Source organism: Stenotrophomonas sp. YJH_SMC_12-1, from assembly GCF_059370935.1.
Genome location: NZ_JCAFUD010000005.1, coordinates 278,158 through 297,566 on the forward strand (window position 1 = coordinate 278,158; position 19,409 = coordinate 297,566).

The 19,409-nt window shown below is 65.5% G+C and carries 19 protein-coding genes; 11 read left to right on the forward strand and 8 right to left on the reverse strand.

Features of this window, described 5'->3' with window-relative positions:
• The first annotated feature begins 6 nt into the window (after window positions 1–6).
• The 8 genes from atpB to AC5P8Y_RS11595 all read left to right on the forward strand — a co-directional run bounded on the left by atpB (window position 7) and on the right by AC5P8Y_RS11595 (window position 6,826).
• The gene (gene atpB / locus AC5P8Y_RS11560) at window positions 7–807 is read left to right on the forward strand and encodes a F0F1 ATP synthase subunit A (RefSeq protein ID WP_005411134.1); all 801 of its coding nucleotides are present in this window, start codon (window positions 7–9) and stop codon (window positions 805–807) included.
• 73 nt (window positions 808–880) lie between these two features.
• Window positions 881–1,186, forward strand: coding sequence for a F0F1 ATP synthase subunit C (atpE, locus tag AC5P8Y_RS11565; protein WP_005411133.1), 306 nt, complete (start codon window positions 881–883; stop codon window positions 1,184–1,186).
• Window positions 1,187–1,292: 106 nt separating this feature from the next.
• Complete coding sequence (locus AC5P8Y_RS11570) at window positions 1,293–1,763, forward strand: F0F1 ATP synthase subunit B (RefSeq protein ID WP_005419512.1); 471 nt, start codon at window positions 1,293–1,295, stop codon at window positions 1,761–1,763.
• 2 nt (window positions 1,764–1,765) lie between these two features.
• Window positions 1,766–2,293, forward strand: coding sequence for a F0F1 ATP synthase subunit delta (locus AC5P8Y_RS11575; RefSeq protein WP_005411131.1), 528 nt, complete (start codon window positions 1,766–1,768; stop codon window positions 2,291–2,293).
• A gap of 44 nt (window positions 2,294–2,337) precedes the next feature.
• A complete protein-coding gene (gene atpA / locus AC5P8Y_RS11580; protein WP_005411130.1) occupies window positions 2,338–3,885 on the forward strand; it encodes a F0F1 ATP synthase subunit alpha in 1,548 nt (515 codons plus the stop codon).
• A gap of 97 nt (window positions 3,886–3,982) precedes the next feature.
• Window positions 3,983–4,846, forward strand: coding sequence for a F0F1 ATP synthase subunit gamma (atpG, locus tag AC5P8Y_RS11585; protein ID WP_005411129.1), 864 nt, complete (start codon window positions 3,983–3,985; stop codon window positions 4,844–4,846).
• A 37-nt stretch (window positions 4,847–4,883) separates the two neighbouring features.
• Window positions 4,884–6,290, forward strand: a complete 1,407-nt coding sequence (atpD, locus tag AC5P8Y_RS11590; RefSeq protein WP_005411128.1) for a F0F1 ATP synthase subunit beta — start codon at window positions 4,884–4,886, stop codon at window positions 6,288–6,290.
• A gap of 113 nt (window positions 6,291–6,403) precedes the next feature.
• A complete protein-coding gene (locus AC5P8Y_RS11595; RefSeq protein ID WP_005411127.1) occupies window positions 6,404–6,826 on the forward strand; it encodes a F0F1 ATP synthase subunit epsilon in 423 nt (140 codons plus the stop codon).
• 221 nt (window positions 6,827–7,047) lie between these two features.
• Here the strand turns inward: AC5P8Y_RS11595 and AC5P8Y_RS11600 are convergent, their stop codons facing one another.
• Window positions 7,048–7,431 (reverse strand): GtrA family protein, encoded by a 384-nt coding sequence (locus tag AC5P8Y_RS11600; protein ID WP_111188528.1) that lies wholly within the window; start codon window positions 7,429–7,431, stop codon window positions 7,048–7,050.
• A gap of 84 nt (window positions 7,432–7,515) precedes the next feature.
• Here AC5P8Y_RS11600 and glmU point away from each other — a divergent pair, with 84 nt between their 5' ends.
• Together glmU and AC5P8Y_RS11610 are read left to right on the forward strand one after the other, a co-directional pair.
• Window positions 7,516–8,883, forward strand: a complete 1,368-nt coding sequence (gene glmU, locus AC5P8Y_RS11605) for a bifunctional UDP-N-acetylglucosamine diphosphorylase/glucosamine-1-phosphate N-acetyltransferase GlmU (protein ID WP_049433159.1) — start codon at window positions 7,516–7,518, stop codon at window positions 8,881–8,883.
• Window positions 8,852–9,385, forward strand: a complete 534-nt coding sequence (locus AC5P8Y_RS11610; RefSeq protein ID WP_049433160.1) for a GNAT family N-acetyltransferase — start codon at window positions 8,852–8,854, stop codon at window positions 9,383–9,385. The genes glmU and AC5P8Y_RS11610 overlap by 32 nt, the downstream gene beginning before the upstream one ends.
• 56 nt (window positions 9,386–9,441) lie before the next feature.
• Here the strand turns inward: AC5P8Y_RS11610 and AC5P8Y_RS11615 are convergent, their stop codons facing one another.
• From AC5P8Y_RS11615 to AC5P8Y_RS11645, 7 genes are all read right to left on the reverse strand, one after another.
• Window positions 9,442–10,794 carry a sensor histidine kinase gene (locus AC5P8Y_RS11615; protein ID WP_164133213.1) on the reverse strand — a complete coding sequence of 451 codons (1,353 nt, stop codon included), beginning with the start codon at window positions 10,792–10,794 and terminating at the stop codon, window positions 9,442–9,444.
• Complete coding sequence (locus AC5P8Y_RS11620; protein WP_049433173.1) at window positions 10,791–12,137, reverse strand: sigma-54-dependent transcriptional regulator; 1,347 nt, start codon at window positions 12,135–12,137, stop codon at window positions 10,791–10,793. The genes AC5P8Y_RS11615 and AC5P8Y_RS11620 overlap by 4 nt, the downstream gene beginning before the upstream one ends.
• A gap of 119 nt (window positions 12,138–12,256) precedes the next feature.
• Complete coding sequence (locus AC5P8Y_RS11625; protein ID WP_014648487.1) at window positions 12,257–12,628, reverse strand: PDZ domain-containing protein; 372 nt, start codon at window positions 12,626–12,628, stop codon at window positions 12,257–12,259.
• A 16-nt stretch (window positions 12,629–12,644) separates the two neighbouring features.
• A complete protein-coding gene (locus tag AC5P8Y_RS11630) occupies window positions 12,645–13,859 on the reverse strand; it encodes an ABC transporter permease (RefSeq protein ID WP_053495318.1) in 1,215 nt (404 codons plus the stop codon).
• 21 nt (window positions 13,860–13,880) lie between these two features.
• Complete coding sequence (locus AC5P8Y_RS11635) at window positions 13,881–15,182, reverse strand: ABC transporter permease (RefSeq protein WP_111188527.1); 1,302 nt, start codon at window positions 15,180–15,182, stop codon at window positions 13,881–13,883.
• A gap of 10 nt (window positions 15,183–15,192) precedes the next feature.
• A complete protein-coding gene (locus tag AC5P8Y_RS11640) occupies window positions 15,193–15,918 on the reverse strand; it encodes an ABC transporter ATP-binding protein (RefSeq protein ID WP_005411118.1) in 726 nt (241 codons plus the stop codon).
• Between the two features lie 35 nt (window positions 15,919–15,953).
• A complete protein-coding gene (locus tag AC5P8Y_RS11645) occupies window positions 15,954–17,231 on the reverse strand; it encodes an efflux RND transporter periplasmic adaptor subunit (protein WP_049404093.1) in 1,278 nt (425 codons plus the stop codon).
• Window positions 17,232–17,434: 203 nt separating this feature from the next.
• Here AC5P8Y_RS11645 and glmS point away from each other — a divergent pair, with 203 nt between their 5' ends.
• Entirely contained in the window at window positions 17,435–19,273 is a 1,839-nt protein-coding gene (gene glmS, locus AC5P8Y_RS11650; RefSeq protein ID WP_111188526.1) for a glutamine--fructose-6-phosphate transaminase (isomerizing), read from the forward strand.
• Window positions 19,274–19,409: the final 136 nt, after the last annotated feature.

Consider the following 19,409-nt stretch of genomic DNA (forward strand, 5'->3'; position numbering starts at 1 on the left):
GGACACATGGCGGGCGAGGCTCTAACCCCTACCAGCTACATCCAGCATCACCTGCACAACCTGACCGCGCCGGTCGGCAAGGGTGAGGGTATGTTCTGGCATATCCACGTCGATACCTTCCTCACCGCGGTCCTGATGGGCCTGGTGATCGTTGTCGCGTTCTGGCTGGGCACCCGCAAGGCCACCGCCGGCGTGCCGGGCAAGTGGCAGGCCTTCGTTGAAATCTGCCTGGAGTTCGTCGACCGCCAGGCCAAGGACACCTACCACGGCAAGAGCAAGCTGGTCACGCCGATCGCCATCACCATCTTCTTCTGGATTCTGCTGATGAATCTGCTGAAGATGATCCCGGCCGATTTCATCGCCAAGCCGCTGGAATGGGCGGGCGTGCACTACTGGAAGCCGGTGCCGACCGCTGACGTCAATGCCACCCTGGGCATGGCCATCAGCGTGTTCTTCCTGATGCTGTTCTTCGCGCTCAAGTCCAAGGGCCTGGGCGGCTTCATCAAGGAATTCCTGACGGCCCCGTTCGGCAAGTGGATGATGCCGTTCAACCTGATCCTCAACATCGTCGAGTGGCTGAGCAAGCCGATCTCGCTGGCGATGCGACTGTTCGGCAACATGTTCGGCGGCGAAATCGTGTTCCTGCTGATCTGGGTGCTGGGTGGTGCCGGTTTCTTCGGTGCCATTGCCGGTGGTGTGTTCGGCCTCGGCTGGATGCTGTTCCACCTGCTGGTGATCCCGCTGCAGGCCTTCATCTTCATGATGCTGTCGATCGTGTACCTGAGCCTGTCGGAAGACGCTCACTGAGTTTCAAGCTTCAACGCGTTTCAACCTTCATCCGTTTCATCACCCTTAGCAACTTAAGTTCCTGGAGATAACCATGTACTTCGCCGTCCTGACCAACTTCGCGCAGATTCAGAGCTCCACCGCCCTTGCCGTCGGCATCATGATCGGCCTGGCCGCGCTGGGCGCCGGTCTGGGTCTGGCCATCATGGCTGGTAAGTTCCTGGAGTCGGCCGCCCGCCAGCCGGAACTGATCCCGGTCCTGCAGGTCCGCATGTTCATCACCGCCGGCCTGATCGACGCCGCGTTCATCATCTCGGTCGCCGTTGGCCTGCTGCTGGCCTTCGCCAACCCGCTGTCGGCTGCCTTCGCTGGCGCCGTCACCAAGGCTCTGGCCGGCTGATACAGCGGTTTGAGACGACCGGGTGCTTATGCACCCGGTTTCGGATGAAGGCCGGATGTGCCGCTACGGCGGCGCGTCCACCCCGAAACCAGCGATCGAGCTAACCATGAATATCAATTTCACCCTTCTTGCGCAGGCGCTGGCCTTCGCTGGTCTGATCTGGATCATCGCGACCAAGATCTGGCCGCCGCTGATGAACGCGATCGAAGAGCGCCAGCAGAAGATTGCTGAAGGCCTCGCTGCTGCCGACCGCAGCCAGAAAGATCTGGCCCAGGCGCAGGAGAAGGTCAACGAAGCGCTGAAGGAAGCACGCACCAAGGCCAACGAGATCATCGATCAGGCCCACGCGCGTGCCAACCAGATCGTTGATGCTGCCCGTAACGAAGCGATCACCGAAGCCACCCGTCAGAAGGAACTGGCCCAGGCTGAAATCGACGCCGCCGCCAACCGTGCCCGTGAAGATCTGCGCAAGCAGGTGTCCGCGCTGGCCGTGACCGGTGCCGAAAAGCTGCTCAAGCGCGAAATCGACGCCAACGCCCACAAGGCGCTGCTCGACGAGCTGGCCTCGGAGATCTAAGGATGAGCCAGGCCCTCACGCTTGCCCGCCCGTACGCCCGCGCCGCGTTCGCGACCGCGCGCGACGAAGGCGCGTTCGCGCCGTGGTCGGACGCCCTGGCGTTCTCCGCCCACGTCGCCGCCGACCCGCGCGTGGCGGCCCTGCTCGCCAACCCGGAGCTGGGTCGTGACGACGCCGTCGCCCTGCTGGCGCCGGTGTCCCACGGCGAGACCTACTCGCGCTTCTTGGCCATCCTGGCCGAATCGCATCGTCTGCCGCTGCTGCCGGAGATTTCCGGCATGTTCGACGCCCTGCGCGCCGAAGCTGAGCACGTGGTCAAGGCCACGGTCACCTCGGCCGCCGAACTGTCGGCCGGCGAGCTGGACGCGATCAAGGTCGCGCTGCGCAAGCGCTTCAACCGCGAGGTCGACGTGACCACCGCGGTCGATGCCTCGCTGATCGGCGGCGCCGTGATCGACGCCGGCGACGTGGTCATCGATGGTTCGCTGAAGGGCAAGCTGGCCCGTCTGCAGACCGCGCTCGCTAACTGAATTCATTTAACGTCCGGCCCCGCTGCCGGCACTAGGACTTGACGATGGCAACCACGCTCAACCCCTCCGAAATCAGCGAACTGATCAAGAACCGCATCGAGAAGGTCAAGCTGGCCGCGGAATCGCGCAACGAAGGCACCGTGACCAGCGTGTCCGACGGCATCGTGCGCATCTTCGGTCTGGCCGACGTGATGCAGGGCGAAATGATCGAACTGCCGAACAACACCTTCGCACTGGCCCTGAACCTGGAGCGCGACTCGGTCGGCGCCGTGGTGCTGGGTGACTACGAGCACCTGCGCGAAGGCGACGTCGCCAAGACCACCGGCCGCATCCTGGAAGTGCCGGTCGGTCCGGAACTGCTGGGCCGCGTCGTGAACGCGCTGGGCGAGCCGATCGACGGCAAGGGCCCGCTGGGCACCGACCTGACCGCTCCGGTGGAGCGTGTTGCGCCGGGCGTGATCTGGCGCAAGTCGGTCGACCAGCCGGTGCAGACCGGCTACAAGTCGGTCGACTCGATGATCCCGATCGGCCGTGGCCAGCGCGAGCTGATCATCGGTGACCGCCAGACCGGCAAGACCGCGATGGCGATCGATGCCGTGATCAACCAGAAGGGCACAGGCATCAAGTGCGTGTACGTTGCGATCGGCCAGAAGGCTTCGACCATCGCCAACATCGTGCGCAAGCTGGAAGAGAACGGCGCGCTGGCCCACACCATCGTGGTGGCCGCGACCGCTTCCGAATCGGCTGCCATGCAGTACATCAGCGCCTACTCGGGCTGCACCATGGGTGAGTACTTCATGGACCGCGGCGAAGACGCGCTGATCGTGTACGACGATCTGTCCAAGCAGGCTGTCGCCTACCGCCAGATCTCGCTGCTGCTGAAGCGCCCGCCGGGCCGTGAAGCCTACCCGGGTGACGTGTTCTACCTGCACTCCCGTCTGCTCGAGCGCGCTGCCCGCGTGTCCGAGGAATACGTCGAGAAGTTCACCGAAGGCAAGGTCACCGGCAAGACCGGTTCGCTGACCGCGCTGCCGATCATCGAAACCCAGGCCGGCGACGTGTCCGCCTTCGTTCCGACCAACGTGATCTCGATCACCGACGGCCAGATCTTCCTGGAAACCGATCTGTTCAACGCCGGCATCCGCCCGGCCGTGAACGCCGGTATCTCGGTGTCGCGCGTCGGTGGCTCGGCCCAGACCAAGATCATCAAGAAGCTGTCCGGCGGCATCCGTATCTCGCTGGCCCAGTACCGCGAGCTGGCTGCGTTCGCGCAGTTCGCCTCGGACCTGGACGAAGCGACCCGCAAGCAGCTGGAGCGTGGCCAGCGCGTCACCGAGCTGATGAAGCAGAAGCAGTACGCGCCGATGTCGATCGCCAACCAGGCACTGTCGATCTACGCCGTCAACGAGGGTTACCTCGACGACGTGCCGGTCAACAAGCTGCTGGCGTTCGAAGAAGGCCTGCACGCCCACTTCGCCAACACCCAGGGCGAGCTGGTCAGCAAGGTCAACGCCACCGGCGGTTGGGACAACGACATCGAAGGTGCCTTCAAGAAGGGCATCGCCGAGTTCAAGACCACCGGCAGCTGGTAATCGCGGTCCTGTAGAGCGGAGCCGCTGGCTCCGCTGGACCAGATGACAAACGGTTGAACAACGCGGGGCAGCAGCCCCGCGCCACGGGAAACAAGAGATGGCAAGCGGACGCGAAATCAAAACCAAGATCAAGAGCGTGCAGAACACCCGCAAGGTGACGCGCGCCCTGGAAATGGTCTCGGCCTCCAAGATCCGCAAGGCGCAGGATCGGATGAAGACCTCGCGTCCGTACGCGCAGGCGATGAAGCAGGTGATCGGTCACCTGGCCCAGGCCAGCACCGACTACCAGCATCCGTTCCTGGTCGAGCGTGAGCAGGTCAAGCGGGTCGGCTTCATCGTGATCTCCTCCGATCGCGGCCTGGCTGGCGGCCTGAACAACAACCTGTTCCGCAAGATGCTGGGCGAAGCCAAGGCATGGCAGGACAAGGGTGCGGAAGTGGACCTGGTGACCATTGGCCAGAAGGCTTCGACCTTCTTCCGCCGCGTGAAGGTCAACATGGTCGGCAGCGTGACCCACATCGGCGACGTGCCGAAGCTGGAATCGCTGATCGGTGTGATCAAGGTCATGCTCGACGCCTTCACCGAAGGCAAGATCGACCGCGTGTACCTGGTCTACAACCGCTTCGTGAACACCATGGTGCAGAAGGCCAGCTTCGATCAGCTGCTGCCGCTGCCGCCGGCTGAGAAGCAGGTCGCTCACCACGACTGGGACTACCTGTACGAACCCGATGCCGCGACCGTGCTCGAGCACGTGATGACGCGTTACATCGAGTCGCTGGTGTACCAGGCACTGCTGGAAAACGTCGCCTCCGAGCATGCGGCACGCATGGTTGCGATGAAGGCGGCGAGCGACAACGCCAACAAGCTGATCGGCACCCTGCAGCTCGTCTACAACAAGGCGCGCCAGGCAGCGATCACCCAGGAAATCTCCGAAATCGTCGGCGGCGCGGCAGCAGTCTGACCGCGTTCGTTCAAAGCACACATTAGAGGATGCAGCAATGAGTCAGGGCAAGATCGTTCAGATCATCGGCGCGGTCGTCGACGTCGAATTCCCGCGTGAATCGGTGCCGAAGGTGTACGACGCACTGAAGGTGGAAAACACCGAGATCACCCTCGAAGTCCAGCAGCAGCTGGGCGACGGCGTGGTGCGTACCATCGCCCTCGGTTCCACCGACGGCCTGAAGCGCAACCTGGTTGCCGTCAACACCGGCCGTGGCATCTCGGTGCCGGTCGGCGCCGGCACCCTGGGCCGCATCATGGACGTGCTCGGCCGTCCGATCGACGAAGCCGGCCCGGTGGCCGCCAGCGACAGCTGGGAAATCCACCGTGCGGCCCCGTCGTACGAAGACCAGTCCCCGGCCACCGAACTGCTGGAAACCGGCATCAAGGTCATCGACCTGATGTGCCCGTTCGCCAAGGGCGGCAAGGTCGGCCTGTTCGGCGGCGCCGGCGTCGGCAAGACCGTCAACATGATGGAACTGATCAACAACATCGCCAAGGCGCACAGCGGTCTGTCCGTGTTCGCCGGCGTGGGTGAGCGTACCCGTGAGGGCAACGACTTCTACCACGAAATGAAGGACTCCAACGTCCTCGACAAGGTGGCGATGGTGTACGGCCAGATGAACGAGCCGCCGGGCAACCGTCTGCGCGTCGCCCTGACCGGCCTGACCATGGCCGAGTACTTCCGCGACGAGAAGGACGAAAACGGCAAGGGCAAGGACGTCCTGCTGTTCGTCGACAACATCTACCGCTACACCCTGGCCGGTACCGAAGTGTCGGCACTGCTGGGCCGCATGCCGTCCGCCGTGGGTTACCAGCCGACCCTGGCCGAGGAAATGGGCGTCCTGCAGGAGCGCATCACCTCGACCAAGAACGGTTCGATCACCTCGATCCAGGCCGTCTACGTTCCCGCGGACGACCTGACCGACCCGTCGCCGGCAACCACCTTCGCCCACCTGGACTCGACCGTCACCCTGTCGCGTTCGATCGCCTCGCTGGGTATCTACCCGGCCGTCGATCCGCTGGATTCCACCAGCCGCCAGATGGACCCGCTGGTCATCGGCCACGAGCACTACGACACCGCCCAGCGCGTCCAGCAGACCCTGCAGAAGTACAAGGAACTGAAGGACATCATCGCGATCCTGGGCATGGACGAACTGTCCGAAGAGGACAAGCAGGCCGTGTCGCGCGCCCGTAAGATCGAGCGCTTCTTCAGCCAGCCGTTCCACGTGGCCGAAGTGTTCACCGGTTCGCCGGGCAAGTACGTGCCGCTGAAGGACACCATCCGTGGCTTCAAGGCCATCGTCGATGGCGAGTACGACCACCTGCCGGAGCAGGCGTTCTACATGGTCGGCGGCATCGAAGAAGCGGTCGAGAAGGCCAAGAAGATGGCCGAGAAGGCCTGATCCGGGGCGGGCGGGAGCGATCCTGCCCGACCTGACGCCGGCGCCGGGCAACCGCCCGCGCCGGTGGACTCCCACGGTGGCATTGCGCCGCCGCGAACAGCGAAGAGATTTGCATGAGCACGATCCGTTGCGACATCGTCAGCGCCGAGCAGGAAATCTTCCGTGGCGAAGCGACCCTGGTCGTGGCCACCGGTGAGCTGGGCGAACTGGGCATCGCGCCCAAGCACGCGCCGCTGATCACCCGCCTGAAGCCGGGCAAGGTGGTGGTGACCACGCCGAATGGCGAGCAGCTGGATTTCGCCATTTCCGGCGGCATCCTGGAAGTGCAGCCGCAGGTGGTGACCGTGCTGGCCGACACCGCGATCCGCGCGCAGGACATCGACGAAGCCTCGGTCCGCAAGGCCAAGGAAGAAGCCGAGCGCATCCTGGCCAACCGCGGTGAAGCCATGGAAGTGGCCGAAGCCCAGCAGAAGCTGGCCGAAGCCGTCGTCCAGCTGCAGGCCCTGGAACGCCTGCGCAAGACCCTCAAGCACTGAGGTTCCGCGCTGCATCCACGAAAACGCCGGCCCTGTGCCGGCGTTTTTGTTCGGGTGGCGGGGTAGAGTCGACTGGGTAGAGTCGACTGTTAGTCGACTGCTCTACGTTCAGGCCGCGAAAATCCCGCGCTGCGCGCGTTAGTCGACTAACAGTCGACTCTACCAGTCCCGATCCCGATCCCGATCCCGATCCCGATCCCGATCCCGATCCTGGTGCCGTCTCAGCGATACACCACGTATCGCATCAGCAGGAACGACACACACGCCAACGCGCCTTCCACCAGCGGTTTGGCCAGCCAGGTGTACTGCAGGCCCAGCGCGTGGTCCACCAGGCTCACCAGCAATGTGCTCGCCACGGTGAGCAGCAGCCATAGGCCGAAGAAGCGTGCAAATCGCTTCCATCCCAGCTTGCGGGTGCCGGCCTCGGCAAAGGTGTAGCGGCCGTTGAGCCAGAAGCCCAGCAGCATGCCGGCCAGGCGCCCGGCGACGTTGGCTGGCGCCACGGGCATGCCGAGCGCGGTGGTGACCACGAACACGAGCCAGTCGAGCAGCAGCTGCACGAGCCCGATGACGAGGTAGGCGCTTCCCTGGCGGATGAGGCTCATCGGCATGGCGAAGGGGGGAGGGATGCCCATGTTAACGGCGCACGCTCTAGAATCACCGGCAACGATCCACGGACTGCCGTTCCTATGACCCAACCCCTGCACGTCATCATCCTCGCCGCCGGCGCTGGCAAGCGCATGAAGTCGGTGCTGCCGAAGGTGCTGCAGCCGATCGCGGGCCAGCCGATGCTGGCGCACGTGATCGATGCGGCCCGTGAGCTCCAGCCGGCGGCAATCCATGTGGTCCATGGCCACGGCGGCGAAGCCGTGCGCCAGTGCTTCGCCGGCCAGCAGGACCTGCAATGGGCTGAACAGGCGCAGCAGCTCGGCACCGGCCACGCCGTCGCGCAGGCGATGCCGCAGGTGCCCGATGCCGCGCAGGTACTGGTGCTGTACGGCGACGTACCGCTGATTCGTGCGCAGACCCTGCGTGACCTGCTCGCGCAGCCGGGTCGGCTGGCGGTGCTGGTGGCCGAGGTGGATGACCCGACCGGCTATGGGCGCGTGCTGCGCGATGCCGAGGGCAAGGTGGGTGCGATCGTCGAGCAGAAGGATGCCAGCGACGAGCAGTTGCGCGTACGCATCATCAACACCGGCATCATCACCGCGGAATCGACCGCGCTGCGCCGCTGGCTGTCGCAGCTGTCCAACAGCAACGCGCAGGGCGAGTACTACCTCACCGACGTGTTCGCCTTCGCCGCGCAGGAGTACACCCCGGCCGAGATGGCGCTGGTCGCCGATGCACAGGAGGCTGAGGGCGCGAATGATCCGTGGCAGCTGTCGCAGCTGGAGCGTGCCTGGCAGCGTCGCGCGGTGCGTTCGCTGTGCGCGCAGGGCGCGCGCGTGCGCGACCCCGCACGGCTCGACATCCGAGGCACCGTCACCGTCGGCAGCGACGTGCTGATCGATGTCGACGTGGTGCTGGAAGGCAACATCGTGCTCGGCGACGGCGTCACCGTCGGTCCGTTCAACCGTTTGAAGGACGTCAACCTTGGGCCGGGCACCGAAGTGCGTGCGCACTGCGATCTGGAGGGCGTGGTTACCGAGGGCGCCGCGCAGATCGGCCCATTCGCGCGCCTGCGACCGGGCACCGTGCTGGCCGATGGCGTGCACGTCGGCAACTTCGTCGAGACCAAGAAGGTCACGCTGGGTGTCGGTAGCAAGGCCAATCACCTCACCTACCTGGGCGATGCGGTGATCGGCAGCAAGGTGAACATCGGCGCTGGCACCATCACCTGCAACTACGATGGCGTGAACAAGTCGACCACCACCATTGGCGACAACGCGTTCATCGGCTCCAACAGCTCGCTGGTGGCACCGGTGACCATTGGCGACGGCGCGACCATTGCCGCCGGTTCGGTCATCACTCGCAACGCGCCGGACGGCAAGCTGACACTGGCGCGTGTCCGACAGGAAACCATCGATGGCTGGAAGCGCCCGCTCAAGAAGTCCTGAGCCCCGCATTCCCCGCGCCGATGAACTCGGTGTGCTGCCCGGCATCGAGCAGCGCGCCGGCGAGGTGTTGAGGGGCCATGAGGCCTATCCGGTGTTCGCCGGGTATGGCCTGGACCTGCCGACACTACAGGATGGCCTTGAACGCGGGCAGCTGTGGGTGGTGGATGCGGCAGACGGTGGCATCGCCGGCTATCTGCTTGCCGGCGAACTGGCAGGTGAGTTCCACGTGCTGCAGATGGATGTGGATCCTGCACACGCGCGGCAAGGTCATGGGCGCACGTTGTTGCGCCATGCATTGGTACAGGCCCGGGCGGCGGGCTATCGCTCGGCCGTGCTGACCACGTTGTCCGACGTGCCGTGGAATGCGGCCTTCTATGCCAGTGAAGGGTTCGTCGCCGTACCGGAGGCGGAGTGGGGTGCAGGGCTGCAGGCGGTGATGGCCGAAGAGGCCGCGCTGGGGTTTCCGATGCATCTACGCGTGGCGATGCGGCAGGCCTGGTAGGTGCCGACCTCGGTCGGCATATCCACGCATCGCGTGGATCTACCCGATCGGTCCGCTCAACCCACCGGCAGCAGGATCGACACGCACAACCCGCCATCGCCGCGGTTCTGCAGTGACACCCGTCCGCCGTGGGCCTCCACGATCTCCCGCGTCAGCGCCAGCCCCAGCCCGGTGCCATTGCGCTTGGTCGAATAGAACGGCATCAGTGCGTTCTGCAGCACCTGCTCGTTCATGCCCTTGCCGCGGTCAAGCACGTCCAGGCGCAGCCACTGCGGCAGCCGGGTCAGCTGTACCTGCACATCGTCGTTGGGCGGCTCGGCTTCAGCGCAGGCTTCGTGCGCATTCTTCAGCAGGTTCAACAACGCCTGCCCGAACTGCGCGATGTCGATGCGGCTGCTCAGCTCCTCGTCCGGCTCACGTTCCATGCCGAACGGGATCTGCTGGCGCAGGCTGGACAGGAACGGCGCCCAGTGCACGGTCTGCAGCTGCGGCTGTGGCAGCTTGGCAAAGCGCGCATAGCCACGGATGAAGCCTTCCAGGTGGCGTGCGCGGTCCTCGATGGTGGTGAAGATCTCGGGCAGCCGGTCAAAGCGTTCACGCTGCACCAGCACGCCGCCGGAATGGGCGAGCGAAGCAATCGGCGCCAGTGAGTTGTTGAGCTCGTGGCTGATTACCCGGATCACCTTCTTCCAGGTCTGCACTTCCTGGCGGCGCAGTTCGGCGGTCAACAGGCGCACCAGCAGCAGGTCGTGTGGGCGGCCGTTGAGCTGGAACGCACGCCGCGAGAGGTGGTAGACCTGCTCGTCGTCCTCGTCACCATCCTCGCCTTCGGCGTGCACCGCGAACAGGCTGTCACCGCCACGGGCGATGGCATCGCGCAGTTCCACCGGCACCTGTTCCAGCACGTCTTCCAGGCGTTGGCCTTCCAGCTTCCAGCCGCCGTGCAGCAGCTTGCGCGCGGCCAGGTTGGAGAACACCACGCGGGCGATGCCATCACCGCCGGAGGCGATCAACAGCATCGCAACCGGCGTGTTCTGCACCATGGTGTCCAGCAGCAGCTCACGTTGCACCAGGCGCTGCCGCTGCTCACGCAGTACATCACCCAGTTCCCGGTGTGCCTGCACCAGGTCGCCGAGCTCGTCATTGCCGGGCCAGTGCACGCCGAAGTTGTATTCGCCGTCGCGATAGCTGCTGGTGGTGCCCGCCAGGGCCCGCATCAGTGACCGCACCGGGGCGGTGGCCCGACGCAGCGTCCACCACATCAGCGACAGCAGGATCAGCGCCGACACCGTGGTCACCACCCAGCCATGGTCCATCCAGTAGGCCAGCAGCCACGGAAGTGCCGCAGCCAGTGCCAGCACCGGCAGCAGGCGCAGGAACAGGCGGAAAGTGAACGAGCGCCGCTTCATTCGCGTGGAATACCGTGGCGGTCCATGCGCCGGTACAGCGCCTGGCGGCTCAGGCCGAGCTCGGCGGCAGCCTGGGCGATGACGCCATGGTTGCGTGCCAGCACATCCTCGATGCGTGCGCGGTCGGGATCATTGCCTGCGCTGGGTGCCGGTCGTGGTACGACGGCTGCGCGCGGCAGGTTGAGATCGGCCACTTCGATGCGGTTGCCGGTGGCCAGCAGTTCGGCACGCTGGATCACGTTGCGCAGCTCGCGCACGTTGCCTGGCCAGGGGTGCCGCTGCAGTGCTGCGGTGGCGGCGCTGGACAGCGGCTTGCCAGCGGTCAGGAATCGCTCGGCCAGCGGCACGATGTCGCCCGGGCGGTCGGCCAGCGGCGGCAGCACCAGTTCCACCGTGTTGAGGCGGTAATAGAGATCTTCGCGGAAGGTACCGTCGCGGATCATCGCCGGCAGGTCGGCATTGGTCGCGCTGACCACGCGGACCTTGACCTGGCGCTCGCGGTTGGAACCCAGGCGCTCGAAGCGGCCGGTTTCCAGCACGCGCAGCAGCTTCATCTGCCCGCCGAGCGACAGGTTGCCGATCTCATCCAGGAACAGGGTGCCACCATCGGCGGCCTCGAACTTGCCTTCGCGCGCCTTGTTGGCGCCGGTATACGCACCGGCCTCGGCACCGAACAGTTCGGCTTCGATCAGTTCCGAGGGCAACGCGCCACAGTTGACCGCCACGAACGGGCCCTTGGCCACCAGCGAATTGGCCTGGATGATCTGCGCGATCTTCTCCTTGCCGGCACCATTCGCGCCGGTGATCAGTACCGGCAGTTCCGAGCGTGCGACCTGGCAGGCGAGGGCGATGACGCGCTCGCTGGCGGGGTCGGCGAAGACCGCGCCGCACAGGTCGTACTTCTCTTCCAGCGCGTTGCGCTGGTGCAGTTCACGGCTGCGGCGCCGGTCCAGTTCGCGGCGTGCCTCGGACAGTTCCAGCAGGTTGTTGACCGTGGTCATCAGCTTGCGGTCGTCCCAGGGCTTGGCCAGGTAGTCGGCCGCACCGGCCTTGACCAGGTCCACTGCACTGCTCAGGTGGGTCCAGGCGGTCAGCAGGATCACCGGCAGGTCCGGATGGCGCGCACGGATCTGCGCGAACAACGCTTCGCCCTCCTCACCGGAGGTGGTGTCCTCGCTGAAGTTCATGTCCTGGATCACCAGATCGACCGGCTGCGACTCGAGCAGGGCCAGCCCATCGGCGGGCGTGTGCGCCTGCAGGGTGTCGATGTCGTGCAGGGAGAACAGCACGTCCAGCGCAGTACCCACGCTGGCGTTGTCGTCGATGATCAGGATCGCAGGCATCAAGCGGTTCTGCAGAAAGGGATGGGCGGCGCCGATGGAGCCGTTCGTGTCCACGCACCGGGAGAGCCCGACGCCACCCATCAAGCATAGCCAAACCTGTGGCCGTCGGGGCGGCGGGCTCAGCGCCGGGGCGGCGGCGGTGGCGGTGCTGGCGGAGGCGGAGCGACCAGCGCCCTGCGCCAGGCAGCGGCGTCCACCGCGACCGTCAGTTCCTGCCTGTCGCGCTGCAGCAGGAGATAGGCCCTGGCGGCGCTTGAACGCCGCAGGGCCTCGGCAAGATGCTCGATCCTGCGTACGGTGGTGTCATCCACCCGCAGGATGCGATCGCCGCTGCGCACGCCGAAGCGGGCTTCCGGGCCGGCGGCTTCCACGCGCACCTGGCCTTCGCTCGAACGCAATGCCAGGCGCGCATCGTCCTGGCGCCACTCCAGTGTCTGCGAGCTGCCACCGCCGGCCAGTGCCGGCAGTGGCAGGAGCATCATCATCAGCATCCAGCGGATACGCATCTCATGCGCCCCGCGTGGCAACCGCAGGCGGTACCGCTGCCGCGCGCCGGGCCGGCCCGAACACCGCGATCTGGCCAAGCACCCACAGCAGCAGTGCGCCCAGCGGCAGGTAGTGCAGCGGCATGCGCGGCAGCTCGTACATGTTCATCAGTGCCAGGTTGATCGCATAGGCGGCCAGCATGCCTAGCACGATGCCCAGCGTGGCCAGCAGGAAGTTCTCGGTCTGGAAGTAGCGCAGGATCTGCCCACGCGTCGCGCCGAGCGCGCGACGGATACCAATCTGCTTGCTGCGCTGCTGCACCCAGAAGCTGGCCAGGCCGATGATGCCCAGTGCGGTGACCACCAGCAGCGAGATGCACACCGTGATCAGCAGCCCGACCATGGCCCTGTCGTTCTTGAAGTAGTCATTGCGCTGCGCCTCATAGGTCAGCTTCTCGCGCACCAGCCGGTTGGGGTCGTTGCGTTCAAGCGCGGCGATCGCGCCCTTGAGTACTTCCTCGCGCCGTTCCGGAGCGGTGCGCAGGACGTACGGGCCCTGGGTGAAATCGGTCCGCACAGGCAGCACCATCGACAGCGTGGTGTTGTTGTTGTAATCGGTGGGCGTGGCCAATGACGCGACAATACCCACCACGTGCAGTGGCTGCTTGCCCATGTAGAACGTCTTGCCCAGTGCGTTCTCGCCGGGGTACAGCCTGTCGGCGAGCGTGCGGCTGATGATCACCGAGGAGGCGGTATTGGTGGAGGCGTTCTTCTGTGCATCCTCGACGTTGCTGTATTCACCGGGCTGGAAGTCGCGGCCGGCGGTCAGCTGCAGTCCAAGCGTGGACAGTCCACCTTCGCCGAACATGTACATGGTGACGAAGGCGGTCGGACGTTCCTGTTCCTGCTTCAGCGAAACGCTGGTATTGGAGGAGTTCGGGCGGAACGGCAGCTGGTTGACCTTCGCGGCGGCGGTGACCCCGGGAACGGCGCGCAGGGCGGACAGGTCCTCCTGGGTGCGGGCCTGGCCATTGGTCTGCTTGCCGATGCCGCTGACCCGGACGAACACCAGCTCGTTCTCGGCCAGGCCGCTGGTCTGGCTGATCCGTTCAACGCGCTGGGTGACCAGGAACAGGGCATTGCAGACGATGGCGCAGGTCAGGGCGACTTCCAGCACGATCAGGGCGGCGGCTGTCTTGTGCCGGCGCAGGGTGCTGAGGATGGGGCGGATATCCATGGGAGGTCCTCGTACTCGTGCTTACTGCGACTTGAGCTGGATGGCCGGGGTAACCTGCATCGCGCGCCAGGCGGGCAGGAAACCAGCGGCGAGGCTGGCGAACAGGGTCAGGCCAATGGCCAGCAGCAGCATGCTGCCGTCCAGGTGGGCCAGGCTCGCGTAGTCCACGGGTTGCTGGCGCACCGCATACAGGCCGAGCAGGGCCAGGCCGATGCCGAGCACGCCGCCGGCAACGCCGATCGCACCGGCTTCAACCAGGCATTGCAGGAAGATCTGCCCACGGCTGGCACCGAGGGCGCGGCGCACACCGATCTCGCCACTGCGGCGCAGGAACTTCGCCAGCAGCAGGCCCACGGTGTTGACCAGGCAGACGCCGAGAAAGCCCAGTGCCAGCCACATCTGCAGGCGCACGTCGCTGGGCACGGCGTTCTTGAACGTCAACCACTCCATCACCGGGCGCAGACGCACGTTGGTGGGGCGCTCGAAACGGCCCGCCGCGCGCTGCTGGTCCGAGTAGTTGACCAGGTAGTTGCGGTAGTCCTCGACCTTGGCCGGGTCCAGCTCCACCCAGTACTGGATCCAGCTGCAGGGCGCGCTGATCGAGTTGCTGCTGCCATCCGGATTCTCGCCGAAGCAGTTCATGTTGCCGTTGCTGCCGAACTCCAGGTCCATCGCAGTGGAGAACGGCACCAGCAGGTCTTCATCCTTGCCGTAGTTGCCGGTGGTCAGATCGAAGAAGTGGGGTTCGGGATTCCACTTCTTCATCACGCCGATCACCCGCAGTGAATGGCCACTCAGGCGGATCTCGCGACCGGTGCTGTCAGCACCCTGGAACAGCTTGTCGTTGATCGCTTTCGACAGCACCACCACGCGGCTGCGATTGTCATCATCGCTGCTGCTCCAGGCACGCCCGTACTGCATCGGTACGTCGAACATCGGGAAGAAATCGGCCGACGTCCAGCGCGTATCCACCGAGAATGGCTTGAGCGTGCTGAGCTCCGGTTCCACCGTGCCTCCGCCCGCACTCATCATCGCCTGGCGGATGCCGCGCTTCTCGCGCAGCAGGGTCTCGGCGTCGCGCCGTGTCATCTGTTCCTCAGGCTCCTCACCCGGGGTATAGCCGCCGCGCGGGCGCGGATCGACCTGCACATAGAACAGCCGGTCACTCTTGCCCGGAATCGGGTCGCCGGACAGCACGTGGAATACGGTCAACGTGGTCATCGAGGCGCCGATGCCGAGCGCTATGGCGATCACCATCAGCGCGGTCAGGACCTTGTTGCGGCGGAAACTGCGCGCCGCCAATCGGGCGTAGTAGGCGAACATGGTCGGGCCCTCACTCGTTGACGGCGACGATGTGGCGCAACGGCGTGGCCAGCACCGGCTCGCGCACCAGGTCGGTCACCTGGCCATCGACGATGTGCACGTTGCGCTGCGCACGCGCGGCCAGTTCCGGGTCGTGGGTGACCATCACGATGGTGGTGCCGGCGGCGTTGATCTCCTCCAGCAGCTCCATCACGCCCCGGGCCATCTGCGTATCCAGATTGCCGGTCGGTTCGTCGGCCAGCAGCAGGCGCGGGCTGCCGGCCAGCGCACGCGCGATGGCCGCGCGCTGCTGCTGGCCACCCGACAGTTCATTCGGATAGTGCTTCATGCGCGAGCCCAGGCCGACCTGGGTCAGTGCCTTCTCGATGCGTTCGCGGCGCTCGTTGGCGCTCATCCTGCGATAGCGCAGCGGAACGTCGACGTTGTCGAACAGGTTCAGGTCGGGGATCAGGTTGAAGCCCTGGAAGATGAAGCCGATCTTCTGGTTGCGCAGGCGGCTGCGGGCGTCGTCGCCCAGCGTGCTCACGTCCTGGCCGTCCAGCATGTAGGTACCGCTGGTGAAGGTTTCCAGCAGGCCGGCGATGTTGAGAAAGGTGGTCTTGCCGGAGCCGGACGGGCCGGTGACCGCGACGAACTCACCTTCCTTGACCTGCAGTTCCAGCGAGCGCAGTGCGTGGGTTTCCACCTGTTCGGTGCGGAAGACCTTGGCGACCGAACGCATTTCGAGCATGTACATGGGGTGTCCTCTCTCCAGGATTCAGGTATCAGGTATCAGTTGACGGAGACGCGTTCGGCGTCCTTGAACAGGTCGCTGCCGGAGACCACGATGCGGTCGCCCGGCTGCACACCCGACTTGATTTCCACTTCGCCCAGGCTGCTGACGCCCAGTTCCACCGGACGGCGCACGGCGGTGCGGCCATCCATCACGTAGGCCATGCCGTTGCCCTGTTCGACGAACGGGCCACGCTCGACCTTCAGCACGTTCTTGCGGGTATCGAGCAGCACGCGCACTGACATCCGTTGGCTCTGGCGCAGGCCTTCGGGCTGCGCGCTGGCAAAGCGCACGCGCGCGTTGACCTCACCGTTGACCACTTCCGGCGACACCGCGCTGATCTCGCCCGGGAAGGGCTGGCCGTTGCCGCCGGTCAGCTGTGCGGGCATGCCGATCGCCAGGTCGCGGGCGAAGCTCTCCGGCACCTTGATCTCGACTTCGAACTTGGACAGGTCGACCACGCCCAGCACCGGGGCATTGGCGGCCAGGTTGGTGGACTGCACCGCCTGCACCTGGCCGACCTGGCCATCGAACGGGGCACGCAGCGTCAGCGCATCGACCTGGCGCTGTACTTCGGCCACCACCGCCTTCTGGCGATCGGCCAGCAGGCGCTTGTTGCGGGCATCCAGGTCCGCGCCCTGGCTCTGCAGGCGGGCATCGGTGGTGGCGTTGGCCAGGGTGATGTCGGCTTTCTTCAGCGAGTCCTTGGCCTTGGCCAGGTCGATCTGCGGCACCGCCCCGCCGTCGTAGCCGCGCTGGTAGCGCTGCAGGTCGCGGTCGGCGGCCTGCCGTTCGATGGTGGCCTGGTCGGTTTCCTTGCGCGACTTGGCGCGGGCCAGGGTGGCGTCCAGCGCGGCACGGCTGGCCTCGGCCTCCAGGCCGGCCAGGGTGGCCTGTTCCTGGGCCAGCTTGCTGCGCAGTTCGGGGCTGTCGATGACCGCCAGCTCCTGCCCCTTCTTCACCACGTCACCGGCGACCACCTTCAGGTCCACGGTGCCCGCAGAGATGGCATACAGGACCGGGCTGTTGGCGGCGATCACGCGGCCGTCGGCAGCGATGTCGCGCACCAGGTCGCCACGTTTCACTTCGGCGATGCGCACGCGGCTGCTGTCGAAGGAGCGGCTGGCATTGGACCAGGCATGCACTGCCCAGCCGATGCCAGCGAGCAGCGCGATGGCACCCAGCGCAGGCCAGCGGTAGCGCTGCCAGTTTGCACGGGGCCGGCCGGCCGGGGCGGAGGAAACGATCTGGTCCTGTGCGGAAGTGTCGCGGATCATCGGGTGCGTGCCTGACGGTGGTAGTGAGTACCAAGCATGTAGCGTGCCAACTCTATTTCCTTTCGGGTCAATGAGTTGGGAGGTTCGATGAAGTGTCCGGGTGTCCGCGGACACCTTTCCGGACACTTTCATTAAGCGGACAGGAGGGGGAAGCCGGACACGCGGGCTAGAATGCGCCGATCGTCTTCAAGGAAACGCGTGACATGTGTGGAATCGTGGGTGCAATCGCCGATCGCGACGTGGTGCCGGTACTGATCGAGGGCCTGAAGCGGCTTGAGTACCGTGGTTACGACTCCTCGGGCATCGCGGTGATCGACCACGCCGAGCGCCCCGAGGTACGTCGTGTCCGCCGTACCGGTCGAGTGTCGGAAATGGCCACGGCGGCCGAGGCCGAGGGCTTCAATGCGGTGCTGGGCATCGGCCACACCCGCTGGGCCACCCACGGCGGTGTCACTGAGGCCAACGCGCATCCGCACATCAGCCAGGGCGTGGCGCTGGTGCACAACGGCATCATCGAGAACCATGAAGAGCAGCGCGAGAAGTTGCGCGCGCTGGGCTACACCTTCGAGTCGCAGACCGATACGGAAGTCATCGCACACCTGATCCACCACCACCTGAAGGATGGCGACGACCTGCTGGTGGCGCTGCAGCACACGGTGAAGGAACTGACCGGCGCCTACGCGCTGGCCGTGGTCAGCCGCGCCGAGCCGGAGCGCTTCGTCTGCGCGCGCATGGGCTGCCCTCTGCTGATCGGCCTGGGCGAAGGCGAAAACTTCGTCGCTTCGGATGTCTCGGCGGTGATCTCGGCCACCCGCAAAGTGATTTTCCTGGAGGAAGGCGATACCGCCGAAATCCGCCGCGATGGCGTGCGCATCTTCGATGAGCATGACCAGGCGGTCGAGCGTGAGGTGCATCTGTCGGATGTCTCGCTGGCATCGCTGGAGCTGGGCCCGTACCGCCACTTCATGCAGAAGGAAATCCACGAGCAGCCGCGCGCGCTGGGCGACACCATCGAGGCGGCGATCGATGCCGGTGGTTTCCCGGCCGAGCTGTTCGGCAAGAACGCCGAAGCCGTGTTGTCGGGCATCGAAGGCGTGCAGATCATCGCCTGCGGTACCAGCTACTACGCCGGCCTGACTGCACGCTACTGGGTCGAGGCCATCGCCGGCCTGCCGTGCAGCGTGGAGATCGCCAGCGAGTACCGTTACCGCGCTGCCTACGCGAATCCGAAGCACCTGATCGTGACCATTTCCCAGTCCGGCGAAACGCTGGACACGATGGAAGCACTGAAGTACGCCAAGTCGCTGGGCCACAAGCACACGCTGTCGATCTGCAACGTGCCGGAAAGCGCGATCCCGCGCGCCAGCGAACTGGTGTGCTACACCCGTGCCGGTGCCGAGATCGGCGTGGCCTCGACCAAGGCCTTCACCACCCAGCTGGCGGCACTGTTCCAGCTGACCGTGGTGCTGGGCAAGCTGCACGGCCGCATCGACGCGGCGCAGGAAGCGGACTACCTTGAGCAGCTGCGCTTCCTGCCGGGCAGCGTGCAGCACGCATTGAACATGGAGCCGCAGATCGCTGCGTGGGCCGAGCGTTTCGCACGCAAGAGCAGCGCGCTGTTCCTGGGTCGTGGCCTGCATTACCCGATCGCGCTGGAAGGCGCGCTCAAGCTCAAGGAAATCTCCTACATCCACGCCGAGGCCTACCCGGCGGGCGAGCTGAAGCATGGCCCGCTGGCGCTGGTGGACGAGGCCATGCCGGTGGTGGTGATCGCGCCGAACGACAGCCTGCTGGAAAAGGTGAAGTCGAACATGCAGGAAGTGCGCGCGCGTGGCGGTGAACTGTTCGTGTTCGCCGACCAGGACAGCAACTTCAACGAGTCCGAAGGCGTGCACGTGATCCGTACGCCGCGTCATGCCGGCGTGCTCAGCCCGATCGTGCACACCATTCCGGTGCAGTTGCTGGCCTACCACACCGCGCTGGCGCGCGGCACCGACGTGGACAAGCCGCGCAACCTGGCCAAGAGCGTGACGGTGGAGTAACACCCGTCAGCTCGGTTGGAGGTTGCAAGCGAAGGGGGCCGTGTGGCCCCCTTTCGTTTGTGCCGGTGGCAGCGGCAAGTGGGACAGTCACAGGGTGTTCTGTCCACCGTCGGCAGCAGGCAATCAATCTTTAACG

Excerpts from the sequence above, each read along its gene's own strand:
- atpB (WP_005411134.1), top strand. The coding sequence starts at position 7 with ATGGCGGGCGAGGCTCTAACCCCTACCAGCTACATCCAGCATCACCTG.
- atpE (WP_005411133.1), top strand. The coding sequence starts at position 881 with ATGTACTTCGCCGTCCTGACCAACTTCGCGCAGATTCAGAGCTCCACC.
- AC5P8Y_RS11570 (WP_005419512.1), top strand. The coding sequence starts at position 1,293 with ATGAATATCAATTTCACCCTTCTTGCGCAGGCGCTGGCCTTCGCTGGT.
- AC5P8Y_RS11575 (WP_005411131.1), top strand. The coding sequence starts at position 1,766 with ATGAGCCAGGCCCTCACGCTTGCCCGCCCGTACGCCCGCGCCGCGTTC.
- atpA (WP_005411130.1), top strand. The coding sequence starts at position 2,338 with ATGGCAACCACGCTCAACCCCTCCGAAATCAGCGAACTGATCAAGAAC.
- atpG (WP_005411129.1), top strand. The coding sequence starts at position 3,983 with ATGGCAAGCGGACGCGAAATCAAAACCAAGATCAAGAGCGTGCAGAAC.
- atpD (WP_005411128.1), top strand. The coding sequence starts at position 4,884 with ATGAGTCAGGGCAAGATCGTTCAGATCATCGGCGCGGTCGTCGACGTC.
- AC5P8Y_RS11595 (WP_005411127.1), top strand. The coding sequence starts at position 6,404 with ATGAGCACGATCCGTTGCGACATCGTCAGCGCCGAGCAGGAAATCTTC.
- AC5P8Y_RS11600 (WP_111188528.1), bottom strand. The coding sequence starts at position 7,431 with ATGAGCCTCATCCGCCAGGGAAGCGCCTACCTCGTCATCGGGCTCGTG.
- glmU (WP_049433159.1), top strand. The coding sequence starts at position 7,516 with ATGACCCAACCCCTGCACGTCATCATCCTCGCCGCCGGCGCTGGCAAG.
- AC5P8Y_RS11610 (WP_049433160.1), top strand. The coding sequence starts at position 8,852 with ATGGCTGGAAGCGCCCGCTCAAGAAGTCCTGAGCCCCGCATTCCCCGC.
- AC5P8Y_RS11615 (WP_164133213.1), bottom strand. The coding sequence starts at position 10,794 with ATGAAGCGGCGCTCGTTCACTTTCCGCCTGTTCCTGCGCCTGCTGCCG.
- AC5P8Y_RS11620 (WP_049433173.1), bottom strand. The coding sequence starts at position 12,137 with ATGCCTGCGATCCTGATCATCGACGACAACGCCAGCGTGGGTACTGCG.
- AC5P8Y_RS11625 (WP_014648487.1), bottom strand. The coding sequence starts at position 12,628 with ATGCTGATGATGATGCTCCTGCCACTGCCGGCACTGGCCGGCGGTGGC.
- AC5P8Y_RS11630 (WP_053495318.1), bottom strand. The coding sequence starts at position 13,859 with ATGGATATCCGCCCCATCCTCAGCACCCTGCGCCGGCACAAGACAGCC.
- AC5P8Y_RS11635 (WP_111188527.1), bottom strand. The coding sequence starts at position 15,182 with ATGTTCGCCTACTACGCCCGATTGGCGGCGCGCAGTTTCCGCCGCAAC.
- AC5P8Y_RS11640 (WP_005411118.1), bottom strand. The coding sequence starts at position 15,918 with ATGTACATGCTCGAAATGCGTTCGGTCGCCAAGGTCTTCCGCACCGAA.
- AC5P8Y_RS11645 (WP_049404093.1), bottom strand. The coding sequence starts at position 17,231 with ATGATCCGCGACACTTCCGCACAGGACCAGATCGTTTCCTCCGCCCCG.
- glmS (WP_111188526.1), top strand. The coding sequence starts at position 17,435 with ATGTGTGGAATCGTGGGTGCAATCGCCGATCGCGACGTGGTGCCGGTA.